Annotated in this window: 17 protein-coding genes; 9 read left to right on the top strand and 8 right to left on the bottom strand. The window is 45.1% G+C overall.

Translation table 11 applies throughout. The features are described 5' to 3' along the window. Nucleotides 1–19: 19 nt before the first annotated feature. Nucleotides 20–1,246: an AI-2E family transporter gene (locus ASG33_RS01005; RefSeq protein WP_056279406.1), complete on the bottom strand. Its 1,227-nt coding sequence runs from the start codon at nt 1,244–1,246 to the stop codon at nt 20–22. Here ASG33_RS01005 and ASG33_RS01000 point away from each other — a divergent pair. Continuing rightward, a complete protein-coding gene (locus ASG33_RS01000) occupies nt 1,245–2,084 on the top strand; it encodes a hypothetical protein (RefSeq protein ID WP_056279404.1) in 840 nt (279 codons plus the stop codon). The genes ASG33_RS01005 and ASG33_RS01000 overlap by 2 nt on opposite strands. An 87-nt stretch (nt 2,085–2,171) precedes the next feature. Then, nucleotides 2,172–2,882: a response regulator transcription factor gene (locus ASG33_RS00995; RefSeq protein WP_056279402.1), complete on the top strand. Its 711-nt coding sequence runs from the start codon at nt 2,172–2,174 to the stop codon at nt 2,880–2,882. A gap of 3 nt (nt 2,883–2,885) precedes the next feature. Here the strand turns inward: ASG33_RS00995 and ASG33_RS00990 are convergent, their stop codons facing one another. Then, nucleotides 2,886–5,378, bottom strand: a complete 2,493-nt coding sequence (locus ASG33_RS00990; RefSeq protein ID WP_056279400.1) for an AsmA-like C-terminal region-containing protein — start codon at nt 5,376–5,378, stop codon at nt 2,886–2,888. Between the two features lie 211 nt (nt 5,379–5,589). Between ASG33_RS00990 and lysS the strand changes: the two genes are divergently transcribed. Continuing rightward, the gene (lysS, locus tag ASG33_RS00985) at nt 5,590–7,305 is read left to right on the top strand and encodes a lysine--tRNA ligase (protein WP_056279398.1); all 1,716 of its coding nucleotides are present in this window, start codon (nt 5,590–5,592) and stop codon (nt 7,303–7,305) included. Between the two features lie 63 nt (nt 7,306–7,368). On the opposite strand, the gene ASG33_RS00980 is transcribed toward lysS, so the two are convergent. Next, nucleotides 7,369–7,563 carry a cold-shock protein gene (locus ASG33_RS00980; protein ID WP_026629450.1) on the bottom strand — a complete coding sequence of 65 codons (195 nt, stop codon included), beginning with the start codon at nt 7,561–7,563 and terminating at the stop codon, nt 7,369–7,371. A gap of 347 nt (nt 7,564–7,910) precedes the next feature. On the opposite strand from ASG33_RS00980, the gene ASG33_RS00975 reads away from it, so the two are divergent. Next, a complete protein-coding gene (locus ASG33_RS00975; protein ID WP_056279397.1) occupies nt 7,911–8,132 on the top strand; it encodes a PspC domain-containing protein in 222 nt (73 codons plus the stop codon). On the opposite strand, the gene ASG33_RS00970 is transcribed toward ASG33_RS00975, so the two are convergent. From ASG33_RS00970 to ASG33_RS00955, 4 genes are all read right to left on the bottom strand, one after another. Continuing rightward, nucleotides 8,113–9,141, bottom strand: a complete 1,029-nt coding sequence (locus ASG33_RS00970; protein WP_056279394.1) for a glycosyltransferase family 2 protein — start codon at nt 9,139–9,141, stop codon at nt 8,113–8,115. The two genes, ASG33_RS00975 and ASG33_RS00970, sit on opposite strands and share 20 nt — an antisense overlap. Nucleotides 9,142–9,151: 10 nt before the next feature. Further along, nucleotides 9,152–9,499 carry a YbaB/EbfC family nucleoid-associated protein gene (locus ASG33_RS00965; protein ID WP_082489051.1) on the bottom strand — a complete coding sequence of 116 codons (348 nt, stop codon included), beginning with the start codon at nt 9,497–9,499 and terminating at the stop codon, nt 9,152–9,154. Between the two features lie 48 nt (nt 9,500–9,547). Beyond that, nucleotides 9,548–11,479, bottom strand: coding sequence for a gliding motility-associated C-terminal domain-containing protein (locus ASG33_RS00960; protein WP_229238522.1), 1,932 nt, complete (start codon nt 11,477–11,479; stop codon nt 9,548–9,550). A 169-nt stretch (nt 11,480–11,648) separates the two neighbouring features. Beyond that, a complete protein-coding gene (locus ASG33_RS00955; RefSeq protein ID WP_082489050.1) occupies nt 11,649–13,589 on the bottom strand; it encodes a gliding motility-associated C-terminal domain-containing protein in 1,941 nt (646 codons plus the stop codon). 176 nt (nt 13,590–13,765) lie between these two features. On the opposite strand from ASG33_RS00955, the gene ASG33_RS00950 reads away from it, so the two are divergent. Genes ASG33_RS00950 through ASG33_RS00940 form a run of 3 tightly spaced genes read left to right on the top strand, consistent with a single transcriptional unit; the run spans nt 13,766 to nt 16,465 of the window. Further along, nucleotides 13,766–15,013, top strand: a complete 1,248-nt coding sequence (locus tag ASG33_RS00950; protein ID WP_056279390.1) for a bifunctional 3,4-dihydroxy-2-butanone-4-phosphate synthase/GTP cyclohydrolase II — start codon at nt 13,766–13,768, stop codon at nt 15,011–15,013. After that, complete coding sequence (locus ASG33_RS00945; RefSeq protein WP_229238521.1) at nt 15,010–15,438, top strand: N-acetyltransferase; 429 nt, start codon at nt 15,010–15,012, stop codon at nt 15,436–15,438. The genes ASG33_RS00950 and ASG33_RS00945 overlap by 4 nt, the downstream gene beginning before the upstream one ends. A gap of 43 nt (nt 15,439–15,481) precedes the next feature. Continuing rightward, nucleotides 15,482–16,465, top strand: coding sequence for a bifunctional heptose 7-phosphate kinase/heptose 1-phosphate adenyltransferase (locus tag ASG33_RS00940; protein WP_056279388.1), 984 nt, complete (start codon nt 15,482–15,484; stop codon nt 16,463–16,465). 17 nt (nt 16,466–16,482) lie between these two features. On the opposite strand, the gene ASG33_RS00935 is transcribed toward ASG33_RS00940, so the two are convergent. Then, nucleotides 16,483–17,463 carry a hypothetical protein gene (locus tag ASG33_RS00935; protein ID WP_056279386.1) on the bottom strand — a complete coding sequence of 327 codons (981 nt, stop codon included), beginning with the start codon at nt 17,461–17,463 and terminating at the stop codon, nt 16,483–16,485. A gap of 203 nt (nt 17,464–17,666) precedes the next feature. Here ASG33_RS00935 and ASG33_RS00930 point away from each other — a divergent pair, with 203 nt between their 5' ends. Next, nucleotides 17,667–19,361, top strand: coding sequence for a DUF4153 domain-containing protein (locus tag ASG33_RS00930; protein ID WP_056279385.1), 1,695 nt, complete (start codon nt 17,667–17,669; stop codon nt 19,359–19,361). 113 nt (nt 19,362–19,474) lie between these two features. Continuing rightward, entirely contained in the window at nt 19,475–20,473 is a 999-nt protein-coding gene (locus tag ASG33_RS00925; protein WP_056283078.1) for a polysaccharide deacetylase family protein, read from the top strand. Nucleotide 20,474: the final 1 nt, after the last annotated feature.

The raw sequence follows: 20,474 nt of genomic DNA, 5'->3' as shown, positions 1-20,474 counted from the left end.
CTATTAGCTATCAGCTTTTTTAGCTATCTACTGATCCGGGTTGGATGTTGCCGGGAGATCCCTCTGGCCTTTTTCGCGGTTTGTTGCGGTATTTTCGGTAGGGTTTTTTCTTGAATTCCTGGGGAACAGCTGCTTCCCGCTGCATTTCTGCTTGCTCTGCCGCTACTTCGTGAACCGGCTCGCCTAAGAGAAATCCGTAAGGTTCCAGGCTTGGAATTGTATCCAGGATCACTTTCAGGATTGCCGTTACGGGAAGTGCAAGTATCAAACCTGACAGCCCCCATAACTGGCCGCCCAAAAACAATGCAATAATAGCCGCCAGCGGATTTACACTGACTTTCGATCCTACGATATTGGGCGTAATAAAGTTACCCTCAAGAAACTGAACAAAGCTCATTACTCCAATTACCCCTACTGCATACCAGGGTGAATCCATCGTCACGATGCTTAAAAGTGCAGGAAGAACCGAGCCGATCAAAATCCCGATGTAAGGAATCAGGATTAAGAAGCCGGCCAGAAATCCAAAGAATATCGCGTGGGGAATTCCTAAAAGCAGTAATCCGACGCTGTTCAAAACACCTACGATCAGGATTACCAGGAACAACCCGGACAGGTAACTTTGGATTACTTCATAAATTTTCCTCAACAATGCATTCAGATCTTCGTTAGGTACATTCCGCACTGCTTTGTGCACGAACATTCTGAAAAAGTCGCGGTAAAGCATGAAAAAGAAGATATAAAGTGGGATCAGTACGAATGTTGAGATTGCGCCGGTTGTGGTAACAAGTGTATTCAGGAGAAAAGCGCGGCCTTCGGTTAATGCATTGACCAGGTATTTTTTACCCTCACTTACCTGCTGGCTCCGGCTGATATTGAGATAACGCTCGCCCATAGTCAGCGTTTGATCCATAATTGTCTCTGCCTTTTCTGTAATGCGGGGCAGCTCTTCTGCAAAACTTCCGATTTGAATGGACACAACGTAGATCAGAATAACGATGACCGTAAAAAGCGTCAGAATACTAAGCAGGATTGCGCCTATCCGGGGTACCTTCTTTCTTTCCAACCAGGCGCAGACCGGGTAAAGCAAAATTGCCAGCAGGATTGAAAACGCAAGTGGAATGATAGTTTCACGAAGAACAAACAGAATGTAAACCGTTGCGATTAATGCCACAAGGGTGCTGGCTATCTTCAGGTAAACGGGGGTTTCTTTACTTTTGTCCGAAACAGGGCGTAATGTTGAATTCATGAATAAGTTAATGTACGTGTGGTTTGCTGTGAAGACGCTTTTTTCTACCTGCGATTCTGATCACAAAGTCAACAATTTCAAGAGAGTACGGTCTGAGTACAAAATTAGCAAAATAGGCAAGCTTCCTAGCCTGATTTCTGAAAGTTCGGGGCTCGCCAGATCGCAGAATGCAAACATATTCTGGTCGCACAATGACAGTGGCGGTAAACCCGAATTATATGGTTTTGATCTTTCCGGTAAACTCATTTCAATAAAAACCATTCCCCAGGCAAGGAATGCAGACTGGGAGGACCTGGCGGAAGACAAACTTGGTAACATCTACATTGGTGATTTCGGGAACAACGCAGCAATACGCTCGGAATATGAGATATACAAACACAATACGCTGGATTCCACAACACAGGTAATCAAATTCAAATACGCTGAGCAGCAAAAACCTTCAAAGAATAGCGCAGGCCGCATTTTCGATTCGGAAGCCTTTTTTCATCACGGCAACAGTCTTTATCTTTTTTCCAAAAACTGGGGAGATGATCCGGTTGTGAGAATGTACCGCATTTCGGATAAGCCAGGCGATTATGTAGTCAGTGTGGCAGACAGTATTCCCGTCAATGCGCAGGTAACCTCCGCAGATATCAGTCCCGACGGTAAAAGGTTTGTACTCCTGACTTATGGAAAAGTGCTGGTATTTGAAGTGTCGGACGAGGGCGTTAATTTTAGCAAACCAGTGGGCTGTTTCCGGTTGGTGAAAAAGCAAAATGAGGCGATCTTGTTTTTGAACAATACCGATATGCTTGTCACCGCCGAGCAGGGAGATATGTACCGGATTACTTATCGTTGATATTAAGTTTGTGTTAATAATAGCGCGATACATGTAATGTGAACATCACATCCTCTAATTTCGAAGTGCGTTTTAATCATACTAGCAATGAGCACCACTAAATCCGCTGTATCAGCACCGAAAGTACTTGTAGTGGATGATGACTCCGATATCGTTGAGCTCCTCGAATATAATTTAACCAAGGAAGGCTATTCAGTACTCACAGCCTCCAATGGGAAGAAAGCAATTGAAATTGCGAAGACTTTTACCCCGGACCTTATCCTTCTGGATATCATGATGCCGCAACTTGACGGTATCGAAACAGGAAGGATTTTGCGCCAGAATCCCGACATCAGAAATACTTACATTCTTTTTCTCACCGCACGCTCCGAAGAGTATTCTGAGGTAGCTGCATTTGATGTTGGCGCAGACGATTACATTACCAAGCCGATCAAGCCACGCGCGTTGATGAGCCGCATTAATGCGTTGTTCCGCCGCGAAGCCCAGAAAGCTGAATCAGGGGATACCATTGACATACTTGACCTTTCGATCAACCGCAAGAACTATACGGTAACTCAGGCTGGCGAGAAGGCGATTGTGTTACCTAAGAAGGAATTTGAATTGCTGTTTTTCCTTGCTCAAACTCCTAATAAGGTTTTCAGCCGCGACGAGCTGCTTCAGAAGATCTGGGGAGCTGACATTTACGTTTTGGAACGCACAGTTGATGTACATATCAGAAAGCTGAGGGAGAAATTGGGCGACCAATACATCAAAACCTTAAAAGGCGTAGGCTATATGTTCAGTAACGAGCCCGCATAACGCTCACTTCTGAATACTTACCGAATCCGCTTCGGTCTGCTCATCTTTTTGCTTGTTCTTGTCCTTTCTCCGGCGGAAGGCGAGCTTGATATTCACCTCGCCATTCTCGTCGATTGCGCGCAGGAAGATTTTGGAGCCGTCTTTTTTCTCCTCGTTGTTAGGATCGAGGACGTAGGTTGAGTCGCGCTTTTTCAGGTTACTCAGCGGGATTTGAATGTTAATGTCCGTTTTATTACCAAAACTGTAAACGCCGTCCAGATAAAGTGTAAGCACATTGGACTCAATTTCCATTGGTGCTATCTGGATTTCCTGACCCACCAGCCTGATATCATTACGGATAGGAGCAAACCGAACGCGTTCAAAATTGCGCTTCTTGAATATAAGCCGCTTCATTTTCATGAAAGGCTCAAAGTTGATAATGTACCCGTTTGAAAGGTCAAATGACAGCTCTCCACGCATAGTGGAGGGCATTAACCGCACGTTATTATTCAGGTTAGCCTCGAACTTGAAATCGGTATTGAGAACACCCTTGATGTTGTCGCTAGTAATCGCTTTCTGACCAAAATTGTCGAAGGAATAGAACACGGAATGCACATCTGCATTGACGATCTTTCCCTTCACCGCCATTCGCGGCAGCTGTCCGCGCCCGGAGTTATCCATATTCCCCGATATCCGCATACTGCCTTTTCCAAACGCTTTCATCACGAAATACTCAATCCTGACCGCGTTATCCTTAATTGTAAACTCGCCTTTCACATCCCTTGCGGTGAACTGACGGTATTGCAGCTCTTTGGTATCCAGTTTTGCGGTAATCTCCATTTGATCGATCGCATTATCGAGCAGCTGCGACAATCTCAATTTCCGCCGCCTGTTTTCCGGCGCATTCGTTCTTGCAGCAAACAGGTTTTCCAGCCAGTTAAGCTTCCATTTCGGGATATTGATATCCACCGTAGCGCGCAATGGCTTGGGCGAACCAAAAAGGTAAGGTATCAGGTCAATCAGCTTTCCACGCATGTAGAGCATGTTCTGCCCGTCAGAAAAATGCAGATCCTGAAATACCAGCGCTTTTTCATTGAAATTGAATTCACCATCGATCTTGGAAAGATGGACTTTCCGCGGCAGGTAATCCATTGCAATGTTATTGACGGTTGCTCTACCTGTTATTTTTCCGTCGAACTTGTCTTCCCGGGCATTATAGAAGTTTTTCAGGCTGCCATCAAAATGAAAATCGATCCTCGCAGTTCCTTTCTTGAAAACGTACCTGTCCGGGTCAAGCAGCGAGCCCAGGTTAGTAGAGTCTGCCAGCACATGCCCTTCGAGCACCGCCCGCGGAGACCGGAAATCTTTAACCGAAAACTTAAAGTGAAACGGTATTTTCTCAAACAAACCCGTGATTTTAGGCGCGGTCAAAGCGGAGTTGCGCACATCTGGAATCCGTGAGGTATCTGCCTGGTTTGTAAATGTTCCAAAAGCTTTGATCTGCCTGAGTGCTCCTACGGGCAGGTCATATTTGAATGTATCTGTTTCAAATTTCACATCTACACGTGGCTGTACCGCGGACAACTGCCCTACTACATTCACCTTGGTATCAACTTTGGTTTTAACACCGAGAGAGTCAATCTGGCTCCGGAGTTTTTTGGTTAACAGCGGCAATGCATTGTCCACTTCGATCTGATTGGCAGAGAAGTTCATTCTAAACTTCCTGATCGTATCTGAAAAGTCAAATTCTCCATTGATGTTGATCTTGTCGTGCGTGGCGCTTTCCAGGATCGAGGGATATATTTTTAACTTCTTGTTTTCACTGTCAAATGCAAGAGCGAGGTTCAGGCTGGTTTCCTGGTTAATCAGAAACCCACCTTTCTCAGGTTTGAAAGTAAGTCCCCTGAACAAAACAGATCCTTTGAAACTGGAATTGGATGTACTGTCTGTTACTGTTATAATGTTGGTAGCGTCGTGGAAAAGCGCGCCGTAGTATTTTTTCTTGACTGAATCGGCAAACATCACGCCGAAATTGATAAAACGGAGGTGGCCAAACTTCTCGACTATATTATTGCTACCCGACTTTTTCTTCTTGTCCTTTCCTTCTCCGGATTGAAAAATGGTCAGGTTAGAATATCCATTGCGCATTGTAAACAGGTTCAGCGAACCGTCTTGCAACACCAGGTTTTTGATCTTGATATTTCCCTTGTAAAATCCTTTCAGATCCAAAGCAACGTGGATGAGCTCAGCTTCCAGAAATGGTTTTTGGTGGGTAGTAAAAAGGCTGTCGGTAAGTCGGACCTTGTATAAGGTAAAATTCAAGCCCAAGCCGCCGTAAAAAGGGCGGAATTTGAAATCATCTATTTCGAGGTTTCCATTCAGGTTTTCATTCACCACTTCCTGAACACTCCTGAATATTCTTTCCTTATTCCTGTCCACCCATATTTCGACTGCTGCAAACATGAAAACGGCACAGAGGACAACAATTCCAAAGATTTTCAATACTCTTGCAAACATGAAACGAGGGGTTTAACGCAATTGCTCTTAGCAGGATAGCATTGTAGCGCCGACTGCAGCAATATACATCCATTAATAACGTGCCAGCTTATATCCCATCAACCAAGTGAGGTATCTTAAAGGTTCACCTTCGCTATTCAAGGCAAAAAATCGTAGTTTTGCCGACTCTTTCTGAGATCAGTTTCAAATAGTCAAACATATCGCAGCAACAATGCTACTAAGCGAACAGGAAATATTGCGCCGCCAAAAGCGCGAAGAATTGATAAAGCTGGGGATTGAGCCGTACCCGGTTGAGGAGTTTGTGGTTAACACGTACGCAGGGGATATCCTTAAAAATTACGAGAACAATAAGATTGACTACAAACATGTGACAATGGCCGGCCGGCTTATGGGCTTCCGCATTATGGGAAGCGCTGCATTTGCCGAGTTTCAGGACAGCACAGGTCGCATTCAGCTATATTTCAGAAGGGATGATCTTTGTCCCGGAGAAGACAAAACCCTGTACAATACGGTGTTCAAGAAACTGCTGGACATTGGTGACATCATTGGAGTTACCGGGTTTGTATTTACTACGCAGACTGGTGAGATTTCGGTCCATGTGCAGGAGTTCAAGATCTTAAATAAATCCCTTCGCCCGTTACCAGTTGTAAAGCGCGATGAAGAAGGAAACATTTACGACGGTTTTACTGATCCTGAACTAAGGTACCGCCAGCGCTATGTAGACCTGATCGTAAATCCGGATGTGCGTGAGATTTTCGTCAAACGCGCCAGGATTATCACTACGATGCGGTCGTATTTCGATTCAAATGGCTGGCTGGAAGTAGAAACACCTGTGCTGCAATCCATTCACGGAGGCGCCGCTGCACGTCCATTTGTCACACACCACAATGCATTGGATCTTGGACTATACCTGCGTATTGCTACCGAGCTCCATTTGAAAAGATTGATCGTCGGGGGATTTGATGGGGTGTACGAGTTTGGAAAGCTTTTCCGGAATGAAGGAATGGACCGCACGCACAACCCGGAATTCACGACAGTGGAGCTGTACGTGGCTTATAAAGATTATATCTGGATGATGAAAATGACCGAAGAGCTGCTTGAAAAGGTGGCCATTCAGGTTAACGGAACAACCAAGGCGAAGTTTGGAGATGTAGAGCTTGACTTTGCAGGACCTTACCCAAGGCTGAGTATCACAGATGCGATACATCAATATACCGGGCTTAACGTGGAAGTGCTTGATGAAGAAGCGATACGTGAGCAATGCAGACAGTGGGGAATGGAAGTGAGCGAAAGCATGGGTAAAGGAAAGCTGATTGACGAGATTTTTGGTGAGAAAGTAGAAGAACATATTATTCAGCCTACTTTCATTACCGACCATCCTGTTGAAATGTCGCCGCTTACCAAAAAGCACCGGACCAAACAGGGAATGGTGGAGCGATTTGAGCTATTTGTAAACGGAAGAGAGATCGCCAATGCATATTCTGAGCTGAACGATCCTCTTGAACAGCGTGAAAGGTTTGAAGATCAGCTTAAACTCAAAGAACGCGGCGATGACGAAGCAATGGAAATGGACGACGATTTCCTGCGCTCACTTGAATACGGAATGCCGCCATCGTCAGGGATCGGGATAGGGGTCGACAGACTTACGATGCTGCTGACAGACAATTCGAGCATTCAGGAGGTGATATTCTTCCCGCAAATGCGGCCTGAGAAAAAAGCTGAAATGGCGAAGGAGGCCGACTATATCAATGCAGGCGTACCTGCTGTGTGGATACCGGCTTTGCAGAAAATGAATATTCTGACGATCGAGCAGCTAAAAGCGGCAAACCCGAACAAGATCTTTAATGATCTGGGCGGAATGCGAAAGAAGCTGAAAATAGACGAGAAGATGCCTCAGCTTGACGATGTAAAAGCCTGGGTGGAATAGAGTAAAAACGAAGAAAGCCACTCTCGCGAGTGGCTTTCTTCGTTTCATGCAAAAAAAATACAGTTATATTTTTTTTACCTGTACAGCATTAAGTCCTTTTTTACCTTCAACGACTTCGTATTCTACTTGGTCATTTTCACGGATAGTAAGTCCTCCCAATCCTGTCACATGGACAAAGATGTCTCTGTTTGTGTCGTCTTCAACGATGAAGCCGTATCCCTTAGCTTCATTGAAAAATTTTACAGTACCTGTTGGCATAATGTTGAAATAAAAAAATTGAAATAAGGTGAAAACACAAGGATTTTATTCGCGATTCAGTAGATATTCGAAATGCCTTCACCAAATAATTGAGGGAGGCTCAACGCAATGGCAAAAGAAATTTTGGAAATTCTTGTTAAGACATCTTGATTATAATGAACAACTTACAAAATCTTTAATCACAAAGAAACAAAAATTGTTTGTAAAACAATTTATTTGATAAAAGAATTTGTAAAGTAACGACTTAGCGGTATTTTGCTTCACCATACCCTTTGATAAAAAACCGTCAGGTTGATTGTTTATCCCCTCTAAAATTGGTAACTATGAACTAACAATTCGAGAAAGGCATGAACAAACTTCGGTACTACGTTGAGAATCAAATATTTGGAGTATGTGCCAAGCTAGGTGAAAAGCTTAATTTTCCGGCGAGCAGCATTAGAAAATACTTCATCTACGCCACCTTCATGACTTTTGGCTCACCGATCATATTGTATCTGGTACTTGCATTCTGGATGGAGATCCGGCAGCATTGGAGAAAGAGCAATAGTCCTACGATTTGGGAGTTGTAGGCGGGTTTATCCCTGAAAGTTGATCAAAATGGTGCTTTCCACGCACGAAATAATCCCAAACAATACTCCTTGAATATAGCGGCGCCCTGTAAGTTGTACGTGGTACATCTTTCATAAGCGATGGTATCATCCTGTAAAAGGCGAAATGCGCTCTGATAATGGCAAGTACATCGGGCCAGGCGCCCGCTGCCATAAATCTCACGCTCGATATCCCGTCTAATGTAACCCTTATCAACACCGTTTTCCACCGCCTTCCTTTCGGCAGGTTTTTAAAAAGCATGATCAGGTTATTACGATAGTTGAGAAAGGTTTTTCGCGGATTGGATTTGTGCAAAGTACCGCCGCCTACGTGGTAAACAGCTGATTTCCCGCAATAAGTAACGCGATACTGCATATTCAGAAGCCGCCAGCAGAGATCGATTTCCTCCATGTGCGCGAAGAAGGATTCATCGAACCCGTTTGCTTTGTGGAAAGCGGAAGCGCGCATAAAAAGACAGGCTCCTGTTGCCCAGAACACATCTTTTTCATCATCATATTGCCCAAGGTCCTGATCACGGGTATCAAAAATCCTTCCCCGGCAAAAGGGGTATCCGAGGTAATCCATAAAACCGCCCGCAGCACCTGCATATTCAAAGTGCGTAGGCAGGTCGTAAGCAAGGATTTTAGGCTGACAAGCCGCAATGCTCGCGTCAGATTCCATGAAGGAAATAACGGGCTCAATCCAGTCGGGCGTTACCTCGATATCTGAATTCAGCAGTATGTAGTAATCCGAGGTAATTTGCCTGAGCGCTTCATTATAGCCTCCGGCATATCCTTTGTTTTCGGCAATCCTCAATGTCTTGATTTCGGGAAAGTGTGCATTTACCCAATCGAGTGAATGATCGGTAGAAGCATTGTCCGCTATCCAAATGTCGTGGCCGACCGAATAACGGACAATGTTGGGGAGAAACTTTTCGAGATAGTACTTACCGTTGTAATTCAGGATTACGATCGCAACAGAGGAGGTCATTGAGGAATTATTATTTCATAAACCCACTCAGATCCAGCCCTGGGATATTGGGTAACACACCGTCAGTTGCTTTTTGTAAATGCGCCTTGATTTTAGGTTCAATGTTGTCAAAAGCACGGTTAACCGCTGCAACGATAAGATCCTGTAACATTTCCTTATCCTCAGGTTTGATCAGGTCCTGATCTATATCGAGGCTGATCAGCGACTTCTGTCCATTTACAGTGGCTTTTACCAACCCGCCGCCTGATTCAGCTGTTTCCGTGATTGTGATGAGTTGTTCCTGAGCTTCTTTCATCCGGGCCTGCAGGTCTTTCATTTTACCCATCATGCCCATCATGTCTGCCATATTTCCAAACATATCTTTAAACCGTTAAGTGTTAGCTTCTACAAATTTCTTTGAAGATTTCTACCTTAAAAGCATAAAAGTACCACTTTTTTCAACTGTTTGGTTGATGTCGTCCACGAAAGTCATTTTGTAAACGTAGGACCCTACGGGTGCGTTTTCGCCATTGATCGTTCCATCCCAGCCTTTGGCAATATCCTCTGAATGAAAAACCACCTCACCCCACCTGTTTAGCACAGAGAATGCAAAAGATTGAAGTTGGGTTGATTTTGCTTCCAGCACGTCATTATAGCCGTCTCCATTGGGGCTGAATGCGTCAGGCACAAAAACCCCTGCACTTCTGCGGTAATTGATAATGTTCGACAAACTCTCAAAATTCCCCGAAACCGATTTCGCGCGAATCTGGAAATTATATTCAAGATCGCTCTGTGCATTGAGTTGCACGGTGTAGCTTGTTTTAAGCTGATTGGGAATGGCAGTAGCGCCACCCGAGGCAATCTGGCTTACTTCATAACTCTCTGTACCTTCAAGTAAAGGAGATTCAGGAGACCAGTTTAGTGTAGTCAGGTTCTTTTTTAAAAGGATCGTACAAATGGGCTGAATAACGGGAAGCTTCTGCCCACAGGAATTCTGATAATTGAAGCGGTAGCAGTAAGAAGTCTCGGCTGTTTTTACTTCAGGATCGGAGTATTCACTTTGATTATAAAGTGTAATTATCTTTCGAAATGTTGGTGTTCCGGATTCAGCTTTTTCAATGGAGAGATCGTAGGTACTATTTGGCCCCGCTCCCGGCACATTTGCTTTTATAACAACCATATTGTCCCCCGCAACAGAAACAGAAGCTTGTAATATCGGCCGGGCAGAGGAAACCTCCGTTTTCACACCAACAGGTGCAGAAGTAGATGTTACTTCTTTAAGTTTAGCGATTAGCTGGTATTCTGAATAGCTTCCGCAGGCAACATCCTCATCCGTATAAGTGATCTCTTCAATTGAACTGAAGCTCTTGATGATCGTTCCATCCCGCAGCAGATCGTAGCTGACAAAATCAGCATCGGCGGGATATTTATTCCATGTTAAAACATTCTTCCCATCCTCCGACTTCCCCGCCAGCGTCATACTTGTAATGACTTTGCTGTCTGTCAACCCCTGGCAAAGGTCTTGGGAAGAAAGCTTGACCTTGTAGCTTTGGTTTACATTAACATTGCTGATATCCACTGGCTGTAAGCCGCCTGAGGATCTTCTTCCGGCAGTTCCGTATGTGTTTCCGTCTGTACTATACTTGATTTCAGTAGGTATGGCAGTTACACCCAGATAATTCAGCCGCAAAATTCCGCTTCCCAGCATTTCAACCGACTTAATTGATATATCGTTAAGCTGGGCCTGCTGAAATGAAATCGGGATGTTGGCAGTTGCGCCCTGTGCACAGGATTTACCAACATGCAGCCCTGTCACTTTTACTGTCGGGCTTGTACTTGTATTTGTGTAGTTATGTTCAAATATATAGCTGTCGCCTCTTCTCCATGTTGAAGTCTCACCATCCCCCCATTCAATCCTGGCCTCATCATAACCTGCAATTATCTGGTCTTCCCCTAAACTAAGGGTTATCTTTCCGCCTCCGCAAGAAGAATATGCTGCTGTAAGCTGACGATTTTCGAAGACTGTCACGCTCTTGCATGCATAAATTACACCGCTTGGAACTACTACCTGCTGAAGTACTACAAAACTTCCCCTGATGTTATAAACATTTGAAGTGATAGTACTTAGGCTTGGCGCAGATCTGCCGTCATAACCGTAATTGTATGACACATTCAGACTGTTCGAAACAGTATTGGTAAGCTTTACAGCCAAAGGCGCACATCCTTCTGAAACATCTATATCAAAACCACCTCCACCTTGCTTACATAGACCAATTGTAGGATCCTGTGCATTTGCGGGCGATTTAAGTAAACAAAGAAGAACAACTAGAATTGATTGAAGAGGTAGCAATAATTTCATAAGTGTGCAATATTAAGCTTCGGCTATAACGACAGTCAATTTAACATTGAGCAATATGGAATTGTGAAGAGTATCGGGGAGATCTTGAAAACAGGGTCGCAATCTACGCAAATAATTAACGGGAGAGACTCCAAACTATTATCCGTACAATCAATGGATTAGAAAAATCCTACCTTATCAATAAAAAGCTACCTTTCCGCGCCAGTTTTTGACCTGAACTGTCAGTTGCATTGATCTGGTAAATGTAATAGCCTCCCGCAGCCTCTTTGCTATCAACCTTTCCGTCCCAGCTTCCCGACAAATCGCTGGTATGAAAAACCACTTCACCCCAACGATTGAAAATAGACATTTCAAACTCGGAAATGAAGTACCCTTTCACCTCAAAGCGTTCATTGTGAGTATCCCCATTTGGTGTGAATGCATCCGGTACCAGTACGATCGGATCACTTCTGAATCGAAGCAGATTGGAGTAACTGGTCATCGAGCCGTCAGCCGACTGCGTCTCAACCCGGAAAGAATAGGAAGACTGTTTAGCAAGATCCAGAACATGTGCCGTGCCCAGATCTTTGGGAATTACAGCTTCAATGTTGCCCTGGCCATCAAGCTGATGCAAATTGTAGGAACTTACCGGCTCTGTAAAAGGTGATTCTGCATTCCAGACTATTTCCGGTGCCTTGCTCAACAACAGAATGGAACAAACCGGGCTACTGAAATCTGGTGATTTCTGGTCGCATGCATTCTCATACTGAAAACGATAGCAATAAGATTCTGCGGAAGTATTAACGTTGGTATCCACAAATTGCAGGCTCTGATTGTCCGCCGCAGATATCTTTTGGAAATCGCTGCTACCTAATGGAGCGCGTTCAATAATGAGATCGTACGAACTGGTCAGTCCCTCACCAACTAATGTAACCTGCGTGGTGATCGTGCTATTGTCCTGAACTGTAACACTCGCGCGATTGATCACACCGGGAATGGAGGTTTTAGGTTCCAGTACAATCGGTGCTGAATAAGAGCGGATATCGTTGCCGATGATAGTTACAATCTCATATTTGTAACTATTTCCGCAAGTCACATCCGTATCAGAATAGGAAAGTTCAGTAGCTGACGAAAAGATAATAGAACCATCTCTTTTCAACTGATACATTGTCAAATCCCCTGTATTAGGCAAATTTTGCCAGGAAAGTGAAATGATTTCATCCAGCGACAGCGCGGCTTCCTGAATACTAATACTGCTTACAATGGGGCTGTCTACCAGTTCATCGCAAATGTTTTTGGAAGAAAGCTTAAACCTGTACAGCTTCTTCGGGTCCAGGCCTGCGATGGTGGCAAGCTGAGTTCCCCCATCCTGCCCAACCTTTCCGGTTGAAGCAAATTGACCATCGCCATTGTCTATCAAAACTTCCGTAACAACACCTTCGACACCCTCGTATAAAACCTTTGCCTCACCTGATTCCAGCATTTCCACGCTTTTAATTCCAATTCTGGCCAAAGACTGCGGAGTAGTTCCGGTCAAAGTTCTTACTCCCATTTTTTGCTGGCAATCCGCATTCCGGTAGCTTCCTTTTAAAGTAATGGGCCGGCTGGCATTAGATGCGTAACTATGATCAAGGTATAAACTGCTGCTTTTGGGACTCCAACTCTGCGCAGAACCATCGCCCCAGTCAACTATAATCGCATCGTATGCATTGGAAATACTGTCACTGATCAATGTTAATCTCACTTTTCCATCGGAACACCTGATCAACTCCGCATTCGGCGCACGCGTCTCTTTCACAATCACATCCGCACATTGACTAAACCCCGTCCCATTGGCGCTTCCATATTGCAGAATTGTGTAGCTACCCGGCAGATTGTAGGTGAAAGTAGAATCCGGTGTTGCCAACGGTGGGTTTGGGGCTGTCGTCTGCGAACGATCGAAGTTGTAAGCATATGTAACACTTTCAGCTTTCGGGACCAAGTTTTTCAAAGTGACAGTCAGCGGCGCGCAACCCTGCGAGGGTGTGATGGAAAATCCGCCCGTATTTCCGCAAAAGCTTTGACCTGAAACCTGGTAGGACGAAGCCAGGAATAAGCCCAATACAAATGCGATCAACTGCCTGAAATTCATAGATGAGTAGAAATGTCCGCTGATAAGTCGTCTTGCTCCAAACTTTGAAACGGTTAAGATAAATCCATTGTTAACCATTCGACCAAGTTCAAAAATAGAACTTTCGATATTAACAATATACCTTTGTACGGTAAAAACGAGTTTTGGTTTAAAACTATTTTTCATCAACCCGATTAATGAATAGCACTAACAATCCGATTAAGTTGGATTCCATAGAAGATGCCATTGAGGCTGTCAAAAGAGGTGAATTGATCATTGTAGTGGACGATGAGGATCGTGAAAATGAAGGTGACTTTATCTGTGCAGCAGAGCTGGTTACCCCCGAAATCGTCAATTTCATGGCGCGTGAAGGTCGCGGCCTGATCTGCGTTCCCATCACGGAAGAGCGCTGCGTTGAGCTGGATCTCGAAATGATGGTTGGCAACAATACTGCATTGCACGAGACTGCATTCACCGTCTCCGTCGATCTTTTAGGCAACGGTTGCACGACCGGTATCTCCGCAAGTGATCGTGCCAAAACCATTCAGGCGCTTGTAAATCCTGCGACCAAACCCGAAGATCTGGGCAGGCCTGGACATATTTTTCCTTTGAGGGCAAAAAAAGGCGGAGTACTCCGGAGAACGGGGCACACAGAAGCGGCCATTGATTTTCCGAGATTGGCCGGGTTATCTCCTGCTGGCGTTTTAGTCGAGATTTTGAATGAAGACGGGTCAATGGCGCGGCTTCCTCAACTGCGCGAAATTGCCAATCGGTTTAATCTCAAACTGGTCAGTATCAAAGATCTGATCGAGTACCGGCTCCGCGAAGAATCGTTGATCAAACGGGAAATTGGCGTGGATATGCCAACTGCCTGGGGTCATTTTGACCTCATTGCATACCGTCAGATCAACACCGGCGATCTCCATTTGGCTTTGGTAAAAGGAACCTGGGAAAAAGACGAACCTGTACTGGTACGTGTCCATTCTTCCTGTGTTACCGGAGATATTTTCGGTTCCTGCCGTTGCGACTGCGGTCCGCAGCTGCATGCCGCAATGGATATGGTAGATAAGGCGGGCAAAGGTGTGATTGTATATATGAACCAGGAAGGACGCGGAATCGGGCTCCTGAACAAGCTGCGTGCTTATAAGTTACAGGAAATGGGCCGTGATACCGTTGAGGCTAACCTCGAACTGGGCTTTCCAATGGATGATCGCGACTATGGTGTTGGTGCGCAAATCCTGCGTGACCTCGATGTTACCAAAATCAAACTCATCACAAACAATCCCAAAAAGCGCGCTGGCCTGATCGGATACGGACTTGAGATCATTGATTCCGTGGCTGTGGAAATTCCTGCGAATCCATTTAATGAGAAGTACCTTCTTACAAAAAGGGACAAAATGGGACATAACCTGAGCAATCTTACCATTCCTGTTAATAAAGGATGATAACCATCAGGACCGCTGAAACAGAAGCTGACATTCTCAAATGCCGCGGCGCTATACAGGCGCTAAGACCGGGTTTGTCGGATGAAATATATCTTTCGGAAGTTGCAAAAACACTGGCAGACAACCGGAAAATCATTTTTGCAGAAACGGAAAACGAAGCGGCCGCAGTAGCTATTTTTGAAACGGGTTATAACCTGTTTCGGGGCAAATACATCTATATAGACGATCTTTCGACGCTTCCGCAACATCGTGGAAAAGGTTGTGCCGGAATGCTGCTGGACTGGATCATGGATTATGCCCAGAGAGGCAATTTTGATCAGGTACACCTTGATTCGGGCGTTTCAGAAGCAAGAGCGGATGCGCACAGACTCTATCTCAATAAAAGATTTCAAATTACCAGCCTCCATTTTGTAGCCAAAGTGTGATGATCACGAAAACTGCAATGGATCAAGGGAGCCTATTTTACAAATGAACATTAATCAGATCTTTGAAGCATTCGATTCCCTGCGTGTATTGGTGATCGGCGATGTTATGCTGGACTCTTACGTCTGGGGAAAAGTAGACAGGATTTCACCTGAGGCGCCGGTGCCGGTTGTGACTGTTCAAAGGCGAGAATACCGCCTCGGAGGAGCCGGGAATGTACTTTTGAATGTACAATCACTTGGAGCGGAAGCCATTGTTTGCTCGGTGATCGGTGCTGACAGTTCCGGAGATTTGCTTGAAAATAGTCTCAAAGAAAAAGGCTTGAACTGTGAAGGGCTGATTCGCAGCCAGGCCCGTATTACCACAATCAAAGAACGCATTATCGCGGGCTCACAACAGGTAGTCCGCATTGATACCGAAACGGACCGCCCTATTTCCAGGAGCGAAACGCAGCAGCTGGTGGAAAAAGCGAAAGAGCTGATCCCGACCTGTCACGTCATTATATTCGAAGATTACGATAAAGGTGTTCTCACAGCTGAGTCCATCGGCGAAATAACTGCGTTTGCCAACTCGCTTAACATCCCGACAGTTGTAGATCCCAAAAAACGCAACTTCCTTTCCTATAATCATACTACCCTTTTCAAGCCAAATTTGAAGGAGCTTAGGGAAGGTTTGAAAGTAGAATTCAATGTCGACAAGCCGGAGGAATTGCGCGCGACTGTGGAGCAGCTGAAAGAGACTTTGAATGTAAAAGGTGCATTGATCACACTTTCTGAACGCGGTGTTTTCATTGATCTGAATGGAGAAACACACAAGCTGCCTGCGCACATTCGCCACATCGCCGACGTTTCCGGTGCAGGTGATACCGTGATCAGCATTGCTGCCTGCTGTGTTGCATTGAACCTGCCGCCCAAGTCGATCGCGGCGATTTCAAATCTCGGTGGCGGACTGGTTTGTGAAATGGTAGGCGTAGTACCTATTAACAAGGCACTTTTGAAAGCCGAGGCAGAAAAACTAAACCTGGCGTGATCCCCAAAACAACGCGATTACCAGTTAATACCAGTCTGTCCGAGGCCCATTCTCTTGATAAACTTGGAAGAAAGACTTGACCGGCTTGTAATGTAGCGTACGCTCGCGCCAATGTAAGGCGTTGTAGCCGGTGTGTAGGAAGTCAGATTTTCCCTTGCGCTGTTGAATGTACGAAGCTGCCGGAAGGTAGTAACACCAGCTTCAAGTGAGACATTTATTACGCTGAAAAGGTGAGCATTGGCCGACATTCCGATTTTGATATGCCGGTAATTTTCTCTTCTGAGGGTTTTCTCTTCGGGTGTCTGAAACTGAAAACCGCCGCTGTACCCATTCAGCCCGCCAAACATATCCACATTGAACCACTTGGTTGCCTTATAGTTTACATTGGCCACAAAAGGCAGTAATGCAGAAGCCCGCCAATGTTTTCCCAAACCCTTATTGACCCCGAATACCGGCACGAAACGCAATTTCTGATTGTAAGCAATGACTGATCCGTAGGCAATCTGCGTTCTTAAACCAAGAATATGCATCCGCGCGGCACCTCCCCAGAAAAATGGCTGCGGACTAAAAAATGTCTCGTTTGTCTCCGTCATCCCCAAACCCCCACCATAGGCCCAGAGCCGGTCCTTGATGCTCGCCTGCAACCTGATAATGCCGAGTGAAAGTGTCTTGTAGCCATTTCCAGGAACATTCTTAGTGTCGATAGTAGGCTGGATCTGAGTGTATTGTGCGATAGCCACGGTATGTACCGCACGTAAGTCAAACTTTTTTCGCAAGCTGAATCCCAGCTGCACCTCACTTTGCAACGGAATAACTCCCAGGAACCCGGTTCTTGACATGCCATAATCCTGCACACCATCGAGGCTGGAAGGCACGTAGTAATCTGCTTTTAATGTAAGATTAGGATAAAAGAGCCGGCTTAATGCAAAATGTTGCGCGTCGGCAGCTGTTATCGTCAATAACAAAAGACACGCCAGGGAGTACCGGATGTTTATCATAAAGCAAAATTAGGGGGTGCGTTAATCTGGCAGATAACGTGAAAGTAAAATGGGGTATTGTGTTTGAAACTATGAGGGACTAATTTGACCTGGATTTCTGAATACATTTCACACGTTAAGAATCCCGCCAGCCATGATCAAATTACCCTCCATTCGAATAGTAACCGATCAACTTACCCACACGATCAGGCGTTTCCCCTTGGGTGGCAGCGGCAGCAATCTGTAAAGCGGCTGTGTTATGGCGGTATATTGAATCGGTAGGTAATGCTGAGGAAGTAAATCTGATGATCCGCCTGGTGTACCCTCTTTTTCTGGCAACTCCGCTGCTGATCGCTACTCAGCTGACTTCGGAACAAAAACATTGGAAACCTTCTTTGGTGATTGGGATAAACCTGTTGCTCTCAGCAATTCTCGCGCTCTATTTTTTTACTATTCCCAATGAACCCTCTTCGATCGATTTTTACAGGTTTATGCTTTTCATGGTTGCATGTCACTTCTTCGTTGCATACGCCCCGTTTTTAAGTAAAAGTCAGTCAAATGGCTTCTGGCAGTTCAACAAGACACTTTTTCTCCAATTTCTAAATGCATCATTGTATGCCATTACCTTATATATCGGGTTGCTCATTGCTGTAAAAACGGTCGAATACCTTTTCAACATTACCTATCTCATTAAAATAGAAAGCGACCTCTTTGTATTAATCGCCGTCGTTTTTCATTCGCTGTTCTTTCTTAGTAAGATCCCTGCAAATCTGCATTCACTGAACGACGAAACCAACTATCCCGCGGGACTGAAAATATTTACACAATATGTTCTGCTGCCATTGGAAGTAGTTTACATGGTCATCCTGTACGCCTACACAGTACGGATTCTTTTTAAATGGAAACTGCCGGATGGAGGAGTTGCCTATCTGGTTATGGCGTTCTCGATTGCGGGGATACTTGCGTTATTGCTCCTGCACCCTTTGAGGGAATCGGTCAGGGAAAAATGGGTGAGGCTATTTTCCAAAAGATTTTACCTCGCGCTCCTCCCCCTTATTGTACTGCTTTTTATAGGTATTTTCAGAAGGATCAATGATTACGGTATTACTGAAAACAGGTATATCATAGCTGTTCTGGCATTCTGGCTGGCGGGAACCACCATTTATTTCCTGGTCAATAAACTGGCGGATATCAGGTGGATACCGGTCTCCCTTTCTGCCATCGCATTATTGCTGGCAATCGGACCTTGGAACATCTTTGTTGTCGCCAGACATAGCCAAATCCGAACTTTTGAGAAAATACTTCAAGACAACAAAATGCTGAATTCAAGTGGACATATATCCGGGAAAGTATCAGTTGATCTAGAAGATTTCCGGCAATTAGAATCGATCATTCAGTTTTTCAATACACGCAAACAGAAAGGATTGGAAAAGTATTTTCCAGGATTGAAAAAGAAATACAAAACGGATTATCAGCATTATGAAGAAATGAGGCAGATCTTGGCCGGGCACGTGGTGAACAAGCCCGATAACTTGGGACGATATGGAAATTACGCCAATTTTTCGTCCCGATCCCCTGAAAATGAGAATGCTACCTTGTCGATCTCAGGCTTCAACCAACTTGCATACTTTCAGCTAAATCAGTCAACGCAGTTAAAATCCGGCCCATACAAACTTGACGTTTCAGCGAATGGACGGTTTATTCATCTTTACAAAAATGGAAGTAAGCTCAACACCTGGGATCTGTCTGAAAAGATACGAACGTTGAAATCTGCTTACGGTCATAACTTCGATTCGGTACCGGCCAGCGAAATGATGATCCGGTACACAACTGCTGATGAAGATGTAGCAATTGCTTTTTCTTCCATTAACCAGGGTACAGATTATTATTTTGGAGAAGGAATGCTGTTGATAAGGTAATATCCCGACTCATCTTGCCCTACCTGAGCGGACAATTAAAACAGTAGAATCAGTAGTACATAATTCTTCATGGCATGTAAGGTTGTTAGTCATAAACTTAACCAAAATGCATGATGAACGTAACACTGCTCCTGATCATGATCTGTTTCTCAACAGTTGCCTTTTCGCAAAGCGCCGGGCAGACCTATGCCGAAAAGCTGGGTTATCCCAAGGGTAAAAAGGTCCTGATTATCCATGTCGACGATGTAGGAATGAGTTACGAGTCAAACCAGGGTGCAATCCGTGCGATCCGGGAGGGAGTTGCCAATTCGCTGAGCGTGATGATGCCGTGCGGCTGGGTACCGGGCTTTGTCAAATACTGGAAAGAAAATAAAGACCTCGACGCGGGATTGCATTTGACGCTGACTTCTGAATGGAAAGACTATCGCTGGGGACCTTTAGCGGGGAAACAACAGGTAAAAGGCTTAACAGATCCCGAGGGCGCTTTGTGGCCCAGTGTTGCCGAGGTGGTAAAAAATGCATCGCCTGACGAAGTAGAGCAGGAGATCCGTGCACAGCTCGACCGTGCCAGGTCAATGGGCTTTGAACCTACGCACCTCGATTCACATATGGGGACCTTGTTTGCTACACCCCAGTTCATCGAGCGGTATCTTAAAGTAGGAATGCAGGAAAAAATCCCAGTCATGTTTCCCGGAGGTCACAATACTGCGGTGCGTGCGGAAGAAAAGCTGGTTGCCGAGCAATTTGAAATGACGCAAAAAGTTGGACAGCAACTCTGGAATGCAGGCCTGCCCGTACTCGATGATCTGGAAAACAGCAGCTATGGCTGGAAAGGCCCTGAAAATGGCGATAAGTCGGAGAAGGCAATGCAACGATACAAGACAGCAAAGTACATTGAAGCTTTTGGCAAACTAAAACCCGGACTTACAATGGTGATCATGCATTGCACCATTCACACCGAAGTTTTCCCGAAAATATCAGATTCATGGCCGACGAGAGAAGGTGATTTTCTCGCGATGATAGATCCTGAATTGAAAAAATACATTGAAAAAGAAGGCATTGTACTGACTACCTGGCGCGAAGCAATGCAGCGCAGGCAAAAAGTGAAGTAGG

Source organism: Dyadobacter sp. Leaf189 (assembly GCF_001424405.1).
Classification (GTDB): Bacteria; Bacteroidota; Bacteroidia; order Cytophagales; family Spirosomataceae; genus Dyadobacter.
Note: the sequence above shows the minus strand (reverse complement) of the source record. Positions and strands in the feature narration are given on the sequence as shown.

What these genes read in the sequence shown, in the direction of transcription:
- ASG33_RS01000 (WP_056279404.1), top strand. Translation starts at nt 1,245, where the DNA reads ATGAATAAGTTAATGTACGTGTGGTTTGCTGTGAAGACGCTTTTTTCT.
- ASG33_RS01005 (WP_056279406.1), bottom strand. Translation starts at nt 1,246, where the DNA reads ATGAATTCAACATTACGCCCTGTTTCGGACAAAAGTAAAGAAACCCCC.
- ASG33_RS00995 (WP_056279402.1), top strand. Translation starts at nt 2,172, where the DNA reads ATGAGCACCACTAAATCCGCTGTATCAGCACCGAAAGTACTTGTAGTG.
- ASG33_RS00990 (WP_056279400.1), bottom strand. Translation starts at nt 5,378, where the DNA reads ATGTTTGCAAGAGTATTGAAAATCTTTGGAATTGTTGTCCTCTGTGCC.
- lysS (WP_056279398.1), top strand. Translation starts at nt 5,590, where the DNA reads ATGCTACTAAGCGAACAGGAAATATTGCGCCGCCAAAAGCGCGAAGAA.
- ASG33_RS00980 (WP_026629450.1), bottom strand. Translation starts at nt 7,563, where the DNA reads ATGCCAACAGGTACTGTAAAATTTTTCAATGAAGCTAAGGGATACGGC.
- ASG33_RS00975 (WP_056279397.1), top strand. Translation starts at nt 7,911, where the DNA reads ATGAACAAACTTCGGTACTACGTTGAGAATCAAATATTTGGAGTATGT.
- ASG33_RS00970 (WP_056279394.1), bottom strand. Translation starts at nt 9,141, where the DNA reads ATGACCTCCTCTGTTGCGATCGTAATCCTGAATTACAACGGTAAGTAC.
- ASG33_RS00965 (WP_082489051.1), bottom strand. Translation starts at nt 9,499, where the DNA reads ATGTTTGGAAATATGGCAGACATGATGGGCATGATGGGTAAAATGAAA.
- ASG33_RS00960 (WP_229238522.1), bottom strand. Translation starts at nt 11,479, where the DNA reads ATGAAATTATTGCTACCTCTTCAATCAATTCTAGTTGTTCTTCTTTGT.
- ASG33_RS00955 (WP_082489050.1), bottom strand. Translation starts at nt 13,589, where the DNA reads ATGAATTTCAGGCAGTTGATCGCATTTGTATTGGGCTTATTCCTGGCT.
- ASG33_RS00950 (WP_056279390.1), top strand. Translation starts at nt 13,766, where the DNA reads ATGAATAGCACTAACAATCCGATTAAGTTGGATTCCATAGAAGATGCC.
- ASG33_RS00945 (WP_229238521.1), top strand. Translation starts at nt 15,010, where the DNA reads ATGATAACCATCAGGACCGCTGAAACAGAAGCTGACATTCTCAAATGC.
- ASG33_RS00940 (WP_056279388.1), top strand. Translation starts at nt 15,482, where the DNA reads ATGAACATTAATCAGATCTTTGAAGCATTCGATTCCCTGCGTGTATTG.
- ASG33_RS00935 (WP_056279386.1), bottom strand. Translation starts at nt 17,463, where the DNA reads ATGATAAACATCCGGTACTCCCTGGCGTGTCTTTTGTTATTGACGATA.
- ASG33_RS00925 (WP_056283078.1), top strand. Translation starts at nt 19,475, where the DNA reads ATGAACGTAACACTGCTCCTGATCATGATCTGTTTCTCAACAGTTGCC.